Here is a 13812-nt window from a genome sequence, read left to right on the forward strand (position 1 = left end):
AAGGAGAACGCAGTGCACATTACCGCCAAGGCGGACTATGCCGTGCGTACTCTTCTCGAACTCGCGGCGTCGCACGGTGCACCGGGCAAGGCCGAGGCGCTTGCATCCGCGCAGAACATCCCGCACAAGTTCCTGGAATCGGTGTTGTCGGATCTGAGGCGCGCCGACCTGGTGCGCAGTCGACGCGGCCCCGATGGCGGATATTGGCTGGCACGACCCTCGGCCGAGATATCGATCGCGGATGTGGTCAGAGCCGTCGAGGGCCCGTTGGCTTCGGTTCGCGGCCAGCGCCCCGAGGATGTCGATTATCCGGGGCCTGCGCAACCACTGCGGTTGGTCTGGCTCGCGGTGCGCGCCAACATGCGAGCGGTGTTGGAGGAGGTGACGTTGGCGGACATCGTCGACGAGCATCTTCCGTCCGTCATCATGGATCTGACGGCCGACCCGGCGGCCTGGGCGCGGCGCTGACGGGCGGACGCTCGCATTCGGCAGTGTGGTACACCGCACACTCACCCGGTGATGTGAGCGATCGTACAACGATGCAGACCTGTGCAACATTGCAGAACTCTGCACATTCCGTAGGTTGGAGGGCATGCCCGAACAGCCCGGTTTGCGAGACCTGAAGAAGGCCGCAACGCGCGACGCTCTCGGGCTCGCCGCCGTGCGTCTGGCGAAGGTTCGGGGTCTGCATGCGGTGACAGCCGATGCAATTGCTGCCGAGGCAGGAGTGTCCACCCGGACATTCCACAATTACTTCGCCAACAAGGAAGAAGCAATCCTTCAGCACCTCGAGTCGTCTGCACTCGTATGGTTCGACATTCTCCGTGCACGTCCCGCAGGCGAGCCGATCTGGACTTCCCTACGTCACGTGGCCATCTCGGTCGTGACCGATCCCCAGCGGGACCTCGCCGAGACGTTCGCCGTGGCTCGACTCGTCGAGGCGCACCCGAACGTCGTGGCCCGCAAGCTCGAACTCCACCAGTCGATCAGCCGGGTGCTCGGCGAAGCGATAGCCGAACGTACCGGCACGGACCTCGACCGCGACATGTATCCCAACCTGCTGCAGATGGCAGTAGGAGGAGCAGTCGCGGCCGCACTCAACGTCTGGATCAACAACCCCACAGGAGCAACGCCGGAACAGCTCGTCGAGGACGCATTCGATCAACTGCAGGCCGGCATCCCGGACCCGCGCGAACCGAAAACAAACTGAGGAGCCGACCAGTGGCCACCTATCTGTATCGAATCGGGAAGTTCGCCTACCGGCGAAAAGGCATCGTCATCGCACTGTGGCTCGCACTTCTGGTGCTCGCAGGCGTCGGCGCAACCACGCTGTCCGGCCCGACGGCCAACTCGTTCAGCATTCCGGGCACGCCGGCTCAGTCGGCACTCGACCTGCAGAGCGAGCGATTCAGCAACACCAAGGATCCGTTCAGCGCAGTCGAGGCCGACTACGTGTTCGCCGCACCGGACGGGCAGAGCCTCGACACGCCCGCGTACACCGCGGCCATCGATGCCACCATCGCCGAGATCGACAAGATCGGTGACGTCGATCCATCGGTCAAACCAGGTGGCCAGCAGCCGCTCGCCAACCCGGTCGCAGGCAACACCGCGATCGTCGATCAGTACAACGAGGTGGCGGAGAAGGACGGCACCGCGCCGGACGTCGCAGCAGCCAATGCGGCAGCGCTGTCGCCGCTCAGCCCCAACGGCAACGTCGGCACACTGACCGTCCCGATCACGGCCGAACTCGCCGATGTCACCGACACACTGCGCACCGATCTCGACGAGGCCGCGCAGCCCGCCCGAGATGCAGGTCTGACCGTCGAACTCGGCGGAAGCGTCGCACAGTCGGCTGCTCCTCCGGGCGGCACGTCCGAGCTCGTCGGTCTGGCCGTCGCAGCGATCGTGCTTCTCATCATGTTCGGCTCCGCGGCTGCAGCCAGCCTGCCGCTCATCACCGCTATCGTCGGCATCGGCATCAGCAGCCTTGCCATCACCACGGCGTCCGGTTTCGCCGACCTGTCGTCGTTCACCCCGATCCTCGCGGTGATGATCGGGCTTGCCGTCGCGATCGACTACTCCCTGTTCATCCTGGCTCGATACCGCCACGAACTCACGCTCACCGACGACCGGGAAGAGGCCGTCGGGCGTTCGGTCGGCACGGCAGGCTCGGCCGTCGTGTTCGCCGGCGCAACGGTGTTGATCGCACTCCTCGCGCTGCGCGTGGTCGGCATTCCGTTCCTGTCTCAGATGGGTATGGCAGCGGCCTTCGCCGTGTTCATCGCAGTCCTGATCGCGTTGACATTCCTGCCGGCGATGCTCGGCCTCTATCGGGGCAAGGCCTTCGCGGGCAAGATCAAGTTCGTCAACACGACCGACCCGGAAGACCCGGACGCGAAGCCGACGAACGGGCTGCGATGGGCACGGTTCCTCGTCAAACGCCCGTTGCTCGGACTGATCGGCGGCGTTGTACTCCTCGGCGTCATCGCAGGCCCCACGACAGGGCTGTCACTGGCGTTGCCGTCCATCGCAACCTCCGACCCGTCGACGTCGGTGCGCAAAGCCTACGACCTGGAGGAGAAAGGATTCGGGCCGGGTAAGGCAGGACCTCTGCTGACCATCGTCGACGCGTCGGGCGTGGCGGACGCCGACCGTACTGCGGCCTTCCAGCAGGTCGTCGACGCGATCTACGAAGAGGACGACGTCACCAATGCGCAGGTCGTCGCGATCAACGAGGCAGGCGATACCGCTCAGATTCTCGTGACCCCGTCGAGCGGACCGAACAGTCAGGAGACCAAGGATCTCGTCGCCAATCTGCGTGCCGCGGAATCCGGCGTCGAGGAGAGCACCGGTGCCTCGTACGGCGTGACCGGGCAGACAGCGCTCGAGCTCGACGTCTCGGAGCGACTGCAGAACGCGCTCGTGCCGTATCTGGCCGTCGTCGTCGGACTCGCGTTCGTGCTGCTGATGGTGGTGTTCCGCTCGATTCTCGTGCCGTTGACCGCAACGATCGGCTTCTTGCTCAGTGTCCTGGCGACATTCGGCGCAACCGTGTTCATCTTCCAAGAAGGTGGCCTCGGACTGATCAGCAACCCGCAGCCCATCGTGAGCTTCATGCCGATCTTCCTGATCGGTGTCGTGTTCGGTCTCGCGATGGACTACCAGGTGTTCCTCGTGTCGAGAATGCGCGAGGAGTACGTGCACGGCACTCCCGCCAAGGACGCCGTCGTCAACGGATTCAAGTACGGCGCACGTGTGGTCACCTCGGCCGCGGTCATCATGATCTCCGTCTTCGCGGCGTTCATGGCCGAACCGGACTCGTTCATCAAGTCGATCGGCTTCGCGCTCGCCGCGGCCGTGTTCTTCGACGCGTTCGTCGTGCGCATGGTCGTCATCCCGTCGGTGATGGCGTTGCTGGGTGACAAGGCATGGTGGTTGCCGAAGTGGCTCGACAAGATCCTGCCGAACGTCGACATCGAAGGCGCCAAGCTCGCGAAGGTGCTACCGAAGCGTGACGAAGAGGAGCCCGTGCCTGCGTAAAGCGCATGGTGGCCGAGGATTTCCGTGTTCACTCGAAAAAATATGGAGACTGTTGGACGTGCACACGAGTAATCTTCGGCCATCATGCTGATTCCGCTACTGAAGACCTATCTGGCTCCGTACAAGCGCGCGATAACCGGGTTGATCGCACTGCAATTCGTGGCGACGGCGGCCGCGCTGTATCTGCCGAGTCTCAACGCCGACATCATCGACAACGGTGTGACGCGCGGAGACACGAGCTACATACTGAGTACCGGTGGCTGGATGCTGTTGGTCTCACTGGTGCAGATCGTCTGCTCGGTGTCGGCGGTTCTCATCGGCGCCAAAGCGGCAATGGGCGCAGGCCGCGATCTGCGCAAGGCGATTCTGCATCGCGTCGGGACGTTCTCGGCGCGTGAGGTCGGCCAGTTCGGTGCGCCGTCGCTGATCACACGCAACACCAACGACGTGCAGCAGGTGCAGCTGCTGATCGTCATGGGATTCACGATCGTCGTCATGGCGCCGATCATGTGTATCGGCGGCGTGATCATGGCGCTGCGCGAGGATCTCGGCCTGTCGTGGATCCTGCTCATCGCAGTACCGGGACTCGCGATCTCGATGGGCCTCATCGTTGTTCGCATGGTCCCCGGATTCCGATCCATGCAGGTCAGGATCGATGCCGTCAATCGGGTTCTGCGCGAGCAGATCACCGGCATTCGCGTCGTGCGGGCGTTCGTGCGTGAGCGCTTCGAGATCGAGCGATTCGGTGTGGCCAACGATTCGCTGACGGAAGCGGCGTTGCGCGTCGGCCGGCTCATGGCGCTGATGTTTCCGACCGTCATGCTCATCAGCAACGTGACCAGCGTGGCCGTCATCTGGTTCGGTGGTCATGCGATCAACGACGGCACGATGGAAATCGGGGCGCTGACCGCGCTTCTCAGTTACATCATGTTGATCCTGATGTCGGTCATGATGGCGTCGTTCATCGCGATGATGGTCCCGCGGGCTTCGGTCTGTGCCGACCGCATCAGTCAGGTGCTGGCCACCGAGTCCTCGGTGGTACTGCCGGTCGATCCGAAACCGTTTGCGACGACGCCCGGTGTCGTCGAGCTTCGCGACGCCGAATTCTCGTTCCCCGGAGCCGAGTTCCCGGTGCTGTGCGGGGTGAACTTCCGCGCCGAACCGGGCAAGGTCACCGCCATCATCGGCGGAACCGGTTCCGGTAAGTCCACGCTGATCAATCTGATTCCCCGCCTCATCGACGTCACCGCAGGCCAGGTGCTCGTCGGTGGGACCGACATCCGTGAGCTCGACATCGACGCGCTCCGCCGCGCGATCGGCCTCATTCCCCAGAAGCCGTATCTGTTCTCCGGCACCATCGCCAGCAACCTGCGGTACGGCAAGTCCGATGCGACCGACGACGAGCTGTGGGACGCACTGGAGATCGCACAGGGTGCGGATTTCGTGCGCAAGATGCCCGACGGCCTGGAGACCGCCGTCGCCCAGGGCGGTACGACGGTATCGGGTGGCCAACGCCAACGGCTCGCTATCGCCCGTGCACTGGTCAGACGCCCGAGTGTCTATCTCTTCGACGACTCGTTCTCCGCCCTCGACCTGACCACCGATGCCAATCTCCGTGCCGCATTGAAGCCGGTCATGAAGGATGCCTGCATGATCGTTGTCGCGCAACGTGTATCGACCATCGTCGATGCCGACCAGATACTCGTACTCGACGACGGCAGCCCCGTCGGCCTCGGTACACACGCCGAGTTGATCGCGACGTGCCCGACGTACGCCGAGATCGTCGACTCCCAGCACGCGGTGGCAGCGTCGTGACCAAGCCTGCTACCAAGCCTGCCGGCGACTCTTCCGACTCTTCCGACTCCGCCGACTCGCCTGCCGCGACACCCGTGGCTGCACCGGGGCCAGGCCCTGCCGCGGTTGTGCCCGGAACCAAGGCGCTGCACTTCAAGGCGTCGTTCGCCCGGTTGTTCAAGATGCTCGCTCCCGAAAGAGTGTTGCTGTCCGCCGTTCTTCTGTTCGCCGTGGCCAGTGTCGTACTCACTGTCGCGGCCCCGAACATTCTGGGGCACGCGACCAACCTGATCTTCAACGGTGTCGTCGGCGGCCGTCTGCCGCAGGGCGAATCGAAGCAGCAGGTAGTGGACGGCCTGCGCGCGGACGGTCAGAACCAGTTTGCGGACATGGTGTCCGGGATGGACGTGACTCCCGGTGTCGGCATCGACTTCTCGGCCGTCGGGAATGTACTGCTGTTCGTTCTCGTGTTGTATCTGCTGTCGTCGCTGCTGGCGTGGGCACAGGCGTACATCCTGAACATCGCTCTGCAGAGAACCATTCGAAATCTGCGCGGTGAGGTCGAGCGCAAAGTGCATCGCCTGCCGCTGAAGTACTTCGACTCCCGCACTCGCGGTGAACTTCTCAGCCGGGTCACCAACGACGTCGACAACGTCTCGACGAGTTTGCAACAGACGTTGTCGCAGTTGATCACCGGCGTGCTGACCGTACTCGGCATTCTCGGCATGATGATCTGGATCTCGCCGCTCCTGGCGCTGGTCGCAGTGCTCACGGTCCCGGCGTCGTTCGCCGTCACCGCCGTCATCGCCAAACGGTCGCAGCCGCATTTCGTCGACCAGTGGAAGCAGACCGGACGGCTGAACGGACAGATCGAGGAGACGTACACCGGACACGAGCTCGTCAAAGCGTTCGGTCGTCAGCAGGAGGTCGAGCGTGAGTTCGGCGAACGCAACGACCAGCTGTTCGAATCGAGCTATCGGGCGCAGTTCATCTCCGGAATGATCATGCCCGCCATCATGTTTCTCGGAAACATCAATTACGTCATCATCGCTGTCGTCGGTGGGTTGCGCGTGGCGTCGGGCACGCTGAGTCTCGGTGAAGTGCAAGCGTTCATCCAGTACTCCCGCCAGTTCACGCAGCCGCTGACTCAGGTCGGATCGATGGTGAACCTGCTGCAATCGGGAGTTGCCTCGGCAGAGAGAATCTTCGACCTGCTCGACGCCGACGACGAAGAGCCGGATCCGGTCGCACCCGCAGTTCCCGCGAAGAACAACGGACACGTGGAGTTCGAGAACGTCTCGTTCCGGTACCGCGAGGACCAGCCGCTGATCGAGGGCCTCTCCCTCGTCGCCGAGCCAGGACACCTCGTCGCGATCGTCGGACCCACGGGCGCAGGCAAGACGACACTGGTGAACCTGATCATGCGGTTCTACGACATCGACTCCGGACGCATCATGGTCGACGGCGTCGACACACGGGACATGACCCGCGACGAACTCCGCGAGCGAACGGGAATGGTGTTGCAGGACACCTGGCTGTTCGGTGGGTCGATCCGCGACAACATCGCCTACGGCGACCCGAGCGCGTCGGAGGAGGACATTCTCGAGGCCGCACGCGTCAGCTACGTCGACAAGTTCGTGCATTCACTGCCCGACGGGTACGACACGATCATCGACGAGGAGGGAAACAACGTCAGTGCCGGTGAGAAGCAGCTCATCACCATCGCACGTGCGTTCCTCGCCAAGCCCCTGATCCTGATTCTCGACGAGGCCACCAGTTCGGTGGACACCAGAACCGAGCTGCTGGTCCAGCAGGCGACGGCCGCACTGCGCAGCGATCGAACGAGTTTTGTCATCGCACACCGTCTCTCGACCATCCGCGACGCCGACCTCATCGTCGTCATGGAGGACGGCCACATCGTGGAACAGGGCGACCACGATTCACTCGTCCAGGCAGGCGGAGCGTACAACCGGTTGTACTCGTCGCAGTTCAGTTGAGCGGGGAGCATAAGGTTGGGCCGGTGAGCGCTCCGAACGACCCCTTCTTCAGCATCGACACCCGCATCGAGGACCGCCTGGGCCGGACCGGCACCATCCACACCCCGCACGGGGACATCGCGACACCTGCGTTCATTGCGGTCGGCACCAAGGCGACGGTCAAAGCGGTGTTGCCGGAGGCGATGAAGGAACTCGGTGCACAGGCCGTCCTCGCCAACGCGTACCACCTGTACCTGCAGCCGGGCTCGGACATCGTCGACGAAGCAGGCGGCCTCGGTGCATTCATGAACTGGGACGGCCCGACCTTCACCGACAGTGGTGGCTTCCAGGTCATGTCGCTGGGAGTCGGGTTCAAGAAAGTCATCTCGATGGACGCCAGCCGCGTCGAATCCGACGACGTCATCGCCGAAGGCAAGGAACGGCTCGCGCATGTCGACGACGACGGTGTCACCTTCAAATCGCATCTCGACGGCTCCCGCCACCGCTTCACCCCCGAGGTGTCGATGCAGATCCAGCATCGGCTCGGCGCCGACATCATGTTCGCCTTCGACGAGCTGACGACGCTGATGAATACCCGCGGCTACCAGGAGTCCTCGGTCGATCGCACTCAGGCATGGGCCGAAAGGTGCGTCCTCGAGCACGAGCGGCTGACGGCGCAGCGCGTCGGGAAGCCGTATCAGGCGCTGTTCGGGGTGGTGCAGGGCGCGCAGTACGAGGATCTTCGGCGCAAGGCCGCGCGCGACCTCGAGACCATCACCGGTGAGACGGGACGCGGATTCGACGGCTACGGCATCGGCGGTGCGCTCGAGAAGCAGAACCTCGGCACGATCACACGGTGGGTCAACGAGGAACTGCCCGAACACAAGCCGCGCCACATGCTCGGAATCAGCGAGCCCGACGATTTCTTCACCGCGATCGAGAACGGCGCCGACACCTTCGACTGCGTCAATCCCTCACGGGTGGCCCGCAATGCGGCGATCTACGTGCCTACGGGGCGATTCAACATCAACACCGCCAAGAACCGCCGCGACTTCACCCCCATCGACGAGAACTGCGACTGCTACACGTGCGCCCACTACACCAGGGCCTACATCCATCACCTGTTCAAGGCGAAGGAGATGCTGGCGTCGACGTTGTGCACCATCCACAACGAGCGGTTCACCGTGAAACTGGTCGACGACATTCGTGCCGCGATCGGCAGCGGGTCGTTCTACGAATTCAGGGACGAGTTCCTGGGTCGCTTCTATTCTGCACGGCAGTCGTGAGGTAGTCACCGAGCTCGCGCTGCAGATTCTCGTCGAGAGCGCGGGCGAGGGTGGCGTTCACCGAATGCACTGCCAGCTCACGCATGCGGACCAACATGTCCGTGGCCCCGGCGACCTCCTCGTCGCCGGGCAGCCAACCGTCACCGTGCTGATCGACGATATGGCTCTTGGCGGCGCCGATCATGTCCTTGGCTATTCCGTCCACCGCGGCGTGGATGCGTTCGTGGACGTCGATCAACTGGCCGATCGTGAAGCCGTACTCCGACAGCGAGGCAAAGCCTTCCACCAGTTCGGGATCGGTGAACACACAGGTATCGCCCTCCACGCGGGCGAGCCCCAAGGCTTGTAGCCGAGCCAATTGACCGGTGCCGCCGAGGAATTCGTCCACAACGGCCAACGGAACCTCCGCGGTCTCCTCCTTGGACCACTGTGCGGTCACCGCGGTCTGCAGGCCGAGCACCTCGGCGAGGTCCTTGCCGTTCTCCCATCCGGTGATGAAGTCGCCGATGTGCGACGTCGTGAAACCCCGCTGCAGCAGGATGTCGATGAGCCGCAGCCGCGCGAGATGCGAGTCGTCGTATATGCCGACGCGCCCGCGTTTCTCCGGCGGCGGGAGTAGACCACGCTCGCGGTACGCGCGGACGTTCCTGGTGGTGGTGCCGGCGGCATGGGCAAGATCGTCGATTCGATACTCCACCCCGTACATCCCTTCCGCCGGCACAACACGTGCCTACACGGTAGCTGTCACGGCCGCGTCCTTGTCCGACGGCCGGTACGCACTGGTGGTGTAGTCGTCGTAGTCCACCGATTTCAGCTGTCCCACGTATTGAGTCGCGAATCCGGGAAACATCGTGGCGTTGAAACCGTCCTCGGTGAGGTACCAGCTCGAACATCCCGAGTTCCACGTCGTCTTCTGCAGACGACGCTGGATGTTCTCGTTGTACGCACGCTGGCGATCCGCACGGACGTCGAGAACGACGTCGTGAGCCAATGCATGCGAGATGGCGTCGACGAGGTAGTCGATCTGCGCTTCCATGTACACGAGCGCGGAACTGTGTCCCGGGCCGGAGTTGGGACCGAACGTGAAGTACATGTTCGGGTAGCCGGAGACCGAGATGGACTTGTACGCCTTCGCGCCCGTGCTCCATTCGTCGGCGAGGACGCGGCCGCCACGTCCGGTGATCGGCACCGGCGTTCCCGTCTTGGAGACGTCGAACCCGGTGGCGAACACGATGACGTCGGCGTGGTGTTCGATGCCCTCGACTGTCCGAATTCCCCTGGGCGCCAGCCTCGCGATCGGCCACGTCACGAGCGTGCAGTTGTCCTTCTGCAAGGCGGGGTAGTAGTCGCTCGTCATCAGCAGGCGTTTGCAGCCGGCCCTGAAGCCAGGGGTCAGTTGGCGTCGTAGCCATGGGTCCTTGACCTGACGCCTGAGATGCAGCTTTCCGACGGCTTCCACGACGCGGGTCAGAGGTGAGTTCCACACGACGCCGAGCGCGACGGATTCGTGTCCCCAGAACCAGGCCTGGCGGGCGAGGGTCTGAGTCTGTGGAAAGCGGCGATAGATGTCCTTCGTTCTCTGACGCGTCGCGAAGTTGGTGCGGGGCAGCGCCCAACCCGGTGTCCGTTGGAAGACCTTGACCGACTTGGCCACTTTCACCAACTCGGGCACGATCTGTACCCCCGACGCTCCGGTGCCGATGACGGCGACCTTCTTGTCGGTGAAGTCGTAGTCGTGATCCCAACGCGCGCTGTGGATCTTGTGGCCCTCGTAGGTCTCCAGCCCGCGGATCGCCGGGAAGCTCACGTTGGCCAGGGGTCCCGACGCCATGACCACGGCCCGCGCGTGGACGGGCGGCTGGTTATCGAACGTGATCTCCCACAACGACGTCTGCTCGTTCCAGACCACGCCGTCGACGTTGTGGCCGAAGCGGAAGAACGGGCGCAGGCCGAAGTCGTCCACCATGCGCTCGATGTACCGGAGTATCTCCGCACTGCCCGAGTACGTGTGCGACCAGTCGGGATTGGGCGCGAAACTGTAGGAGTACAAGCGGGACGGGATATCGCACGCGGCACCGGGGTAGGTGTTGTCGCGCCACGTTCCCCCCGGTTCCGTACCGCGCTCGAAGAGAGCGAAATCATGAATTTGCTTCTGTTTCAGTCGTATTGCAGCGCCGATTCCCGCGAAGCCGCCGCCGATGATTGCGACATCGAGTGTCATGCGACTGGCTCGTAGGTGAGTTCCTTGGACCACGTGGGCTGTGGGCGGAGGAGCCGCTTGGGGTACTTGGCGGTGATCTTGACGAGCGAGTCGGCGAACTTGTGGTACGGGTGCGCGCGGTTGATGACGACTCCGGAGTGCCAGCTGATGAAGCGGTACATCGGCAGACGCTTCGGGAATTCGCTTCTCTCGCCGACCTTCTTGAACCGTCGCATCGCGGTGTAGAGACGCTCTTCGTCGACTCCCATCGCGACGATGTTGTCGCGCATCTTGTTCAGCAACGGAATGTAGCGCAGGGTCCCGATGATCAGCGACGGATTGAGCCACGCACCGACGGTCTCGACGAGGATCTTGCGCATCGTGGCATGCCCGAGGAGTTCGATGACCTGAAAATCGACTGCGAGATGGCGTGATTCGTCGGAGTTGATGCGCTTGAACACCTCCTGGCACACCGGGTCGTCGATCTCGTCGACGATGAACTTGACCAGCGCGCCGTCGAGTGCGACCTCGAGCATCGGGATGACAGTGCCGAGTACCGCGAGCGACGTCTGGTCCGAGTACTTGTCGAGCCAGTCGATGACGAGTTTGACGTTGACGTTCGGCTGTGGGATCTCGTCACCGTCGAGCATGCCCCACCGGCGCATCAGCGCGAGTTCGGCGTTGGCGTGCTTCTGCTCCTCTGCGTGGAAATAGGTGTAGATTTCCGCGAGCGTGTCGGTCGGTGCTTTTTTCGCCATCGCGGCGAAACCGCGGGCCCCGACGTTCTCGATCCACATCAGGTCCGACATGAACGGCTTGAGCTTGGCCCACAACTCGGGCCCGATCGTCTCGGCTCCCGGTGCATCCCAATCGATGTCGGCCAGTGCCCACTGCTTGTCCTTGATCTTGACGAGCATCTCGTCGAAGTCGAATGCCATGTCAGACTCCTGTCAGTTCGTGTGTTTCCTGGGGTGCGAGGCGGCCCAGCAGCCCGAGGGTGCGGGTATAGAGGGCGGGTGCGATGCGTTTGAGACGCCAGATGACCTTGGCGTCGATCTGCGGGACGACGTAGAGCCGGCCGCGGTCGTACTTGTTCAGCGTGTCGGCGGCGACCCTCTCCGGTGTGAATCCGGTGATGCGCATGAGGGTGTCGGCGATCGTGGTGGCCGACGCAGTGATTCGGCCGTCGACGGCGACATTGGTCTTGACGAACGTCGGGCACAGGACGGTGACTCGCACCCCTTCTGCTGCCATCGTTTCCGACAGCGATATCACCCCGGCCTTCCCGACGTTGTACGGCGCCATCAGTGGTGCCGCGCCGAACCCAGCGGCGGAGGCGACGTTGATGAATCCGCCCTCGCCGGCCGCTTTCATGGCGGGTGCAAAGGTTTCGCAACCGTGGACGACGCCCCACAGGTTGATGCCGAGCGCCCAGTTCCAGTCGTCGAAGCCGATGTTCCCGACGGGTTTGCCGCCGATGCCGACCCCTGCGTTGTTGATCACGAGCGTCGGAGGCCCTCCGAAGGTCAGTTCTGCGAACAGCGCCAGGTCCTCGACCTGTTCGCGGCGCGCGACGTCGCACACCACCGCATGGGCGTCGGTGCCGATCAGTGCCGCGGTCTCCTGGGCTCGAGAGAGCGAGATGTCGGCGCAGATCACCTCGCCGCCGCGTCGGGCAAGCTCGAGCGCGAAGGCGCGGCCGATGCCGCTGCCCGCGCCGGTCACGACGGCTCGGGAGTTGTAGGACGGTCTCATGTGATCAGACTCATCTGCATTGTGCCATTTGTCAATGGCTCAATGGGTCACGAAAGTATTGTGGAAGGGCGCGGGGTGTGAATGCGCAGGTTTCAGCCGTTGCGCGTGTTGCATCGTGCGCGTTGGCGGGAAGGTGCGCGGGGTGTGAATGCGCAGGCTTCAGCCGTTGCGCGTGTTGCAACGTGCGCGTTGGCTGGAAGGTGCGCGGAATGGGCTGGGTGGTGACCGAATGCGTCATTCGGTCACGAGCGGACGACAAAGCCCGGCCGACGCGGTCGGCCGGGCTTCGGGGTGTGAATGCGCAGGTTTCAGCTGTTGCGCGTGTTGCAACGTGCGCGTTGGCTGGAAGGTGCGCGGGGTGTGAATGCGCAGGTTTCAGCTGTTGCGCGTGTTGCAACGTGCGCGTTGGCTGGAAGGTGCGCGGGATGGGCTGGTGGTGACCGAGGATCGAACTACGCCGCGACGGACTCCTGGTAGCTGGGTTCACGCTTCTTGATGTAGGCGATCACCCGGTACGTGATGGGCATGACCAGGATCTCGACGAGTGTCTTCCAGATGAATCCGACGATGACGTAGTTGATGAAGTCTTCCCACGTGGTGATCCCGATGACCCCTGCTGCGATGGAGCAGAAGATCAGGGTGTCGAAGAATTCGCCGACGATCGTCGATCCGATCAGCCGCGCCCACAGGTGCTTCTCCTTGGTGCGTTCCTTGATCGCGACGAGGACGAGCGAGTTCAGCATCTGCCCGACGAAGTACCCGGCGAGTCCGGCGAGCACGAGGCGCGGCACCACGCCGACGACGGCTTCGAGTGATTCCTGATTCTCGTAGAAGCTCGCAGCAGGCAGTTCGATCGCGATCCAGAAGCAGAAGGCAGCGAGGATGATGGAGCCGAAGCCCAGGTAGATCGCGCGCCGGGTGGCCTTGAATCCGTAGACCTCACTGAGGACGTCGCCGAGGATGTATGCGAGCGGAAACAGGAAGAATGCGCCGTCGGTGTTGATCGGCAGCACCTGGAACGGGCCGAGGAAGACGTCGCTTCCACCGAAGAACGCGACGCCTTTGCTCGCGGTCACATTCGAGATGATCAGGGTTGCGGTGAAGAGGGCAACGATAGTCGGGTAATAACCGCGGCTCACGTGCGCGAATGTCGCACCGGCGTCGGAGTGGTCTTCGGATTTCGAGGTTGTCACGTACCCAATCCAAACATGGCAATCCCCAGGTCCGAACCGCTGGGGGAGCAGAGCCTACGGAAGCGACC

11 protein-coding genes are annotated in these 13812 nt (G+C 63.3%); 6 read left to right on the top strand and 5 right to left on the bottom strand.

Features of this window, described 5'->3' with window-relative positions; translation table 11 throughout:
• The first annotated feature begins 12 nt into the window (after positions 1-12).
• From RY1_RS06960 to tgt, 6 genes are all read left to right on the top strand, one after another.
• On the top strand, positions 13-468 hold the full coding sequence (locus RY1_RS06960) for an RrF2 family transcriptional regulator (protein WP_072802821.1): 456 nt from the start codon (positions 13-15) through the stop codon (positions 466-468).
• A 124-nt stretch (positions 469-592) separates the two neighbouring features.
• On the top strand, positions 593-1210 hold the full coding sequence (locus RY1_RS06965) for a TetR/AcrR family transcriptional regulator (protein ID WP_072802822.1): 618 nt from the start codon (positions 593-595) through the stop codon (positions 1208-1210).
• An 11-nt stretch (positions 1211-1221) separates the two neighbouring features.
• Positions 1222-3540 (top strand): MMPL family transporter, encoded by a 2319-nt coding sequence (locus tag RY1_RS06970; RefSeq protein WP_072802823.1) that lies wholly within the window; start codon positions 1222-1224, stop codon positions 3538-3540.
• A gap of 84 nt (positions 3541-3624) precedes the next feature.
• Positions 3625-5355 (top strand): ABC transporter ATP-binding protein, encoded by a 1731-nt coding sequence (locus RY1_RS06975; RefSeq protein ID WP_072802824.1) that lies wholly within the window; start codon positions 3625-3627, stop codon positions 5353-5355.
• 74 nt (positions 5356-5429) lie between these two features.
• On the top strand, positions 5430-7331 hold the full coding sequence (locus tag RY1_RS06980; RefSeq protein WP_072803054.1) for an ABC transporter ATP-binding protein: 1902 nt from the start codon (positions 5430-5432) through the stop codon (positions 7329-7331).
• A gap of 23 nt (positions 7332-7354) precedes the next feature.
• Positions 7355-8596 carry a tRNA guanosine(34) transglycosylase Tgt gene (tgt, locus tag RY1_RS06985; protein ID WP_072802825.1) on the top strand — a complete coding sequence of 414 codons (1242 nt, stop codon included), beginning with the start codon at positions 7355-7357 and terminating at the stop codon, positions 8594-8596.
• Here the strand turns inward: tgt and RY1_RS06990 are convergent.
• The 5 genes from RY1_RS06990 to RY1_RS07010 form a co-directional block, all read right to left on the bottom strand.
• Positions 8550-9293, bottom strand: a complete 744-nt coding sequence (locus RY1_RS06990; RefSeq protein ID WP_072803055.1) for a MerR family transcriptional regulator — start codon at positions 9291-9293, stop codon at positions 8550-8552. The genes tgt and RY1_RS06990 overlap by 47 nt on opposite strands.
• A 33-nt stretch (positions 9294-9326) precedes the next feature.
• The gene (locus tag RY1_RS06995) at positions 9327-10817 is read right to left on the bottom strand and encodes a flavin-containing monooxygenase (RefSeq protein WP_072802826.1); all 1491 of its coding nucleotides are present in this window, start codon (positions 10815-10817) and stop codon (positions 9327-9329) included.
• Positions 10814-11734 carry a reductase gene (locus RY1_RS07000; protein ID WP_072802827.1) on the bottom strand — a complete coding sequence of 307 codons (921 nt, stop codon included), beginning with the start codon at positions 11732-11734 and terminating at the stop codon, positions 10814-10816. The genes RY1_RS06995 and RY1_RS07000 overlap by 4 nt, the downstream gene beginning before the upstream one ends.
• A gap of 1 nt (position 11735) precedes the next feature.
• Positions 11736-12551 carry an SDR family NAD(P)-dependent oxidoreductase gene (locus RY1_RS07005; protein ID WP_072802828.1) on the bottom strand — a complete coding sequence of 272 codons (816 nt, stop codon included), beginning with the start codon at positions 12549-12551 and terminating at the stop codon, positions 11736-11738.
• Between the two features lie 452 nt (positions 12552-13003).
• Positions 13004-13744, bottom strand: a complete 741-nt coding sequence (locus RY1_RS07010) for a queuosine precursor transporter (protein ID WP_072802829.1) — start codon at positions 13742-13744, stop codon at positions 13004-13006.
• Positions 13745-13812 lie beyond the last annotated feature (68 nt).

This window comes from Rhodococcus yunnanensis NBRC 103083, from assembly GCF_001895005.1.
Classification (GTDB): domain Bacteria; phylum Actinomycetota; class Actinomycetes; order Mycobacteriales; family Mycobacteriaceae; genus Rhodococcoides; species Rhodococcoides yunnanense.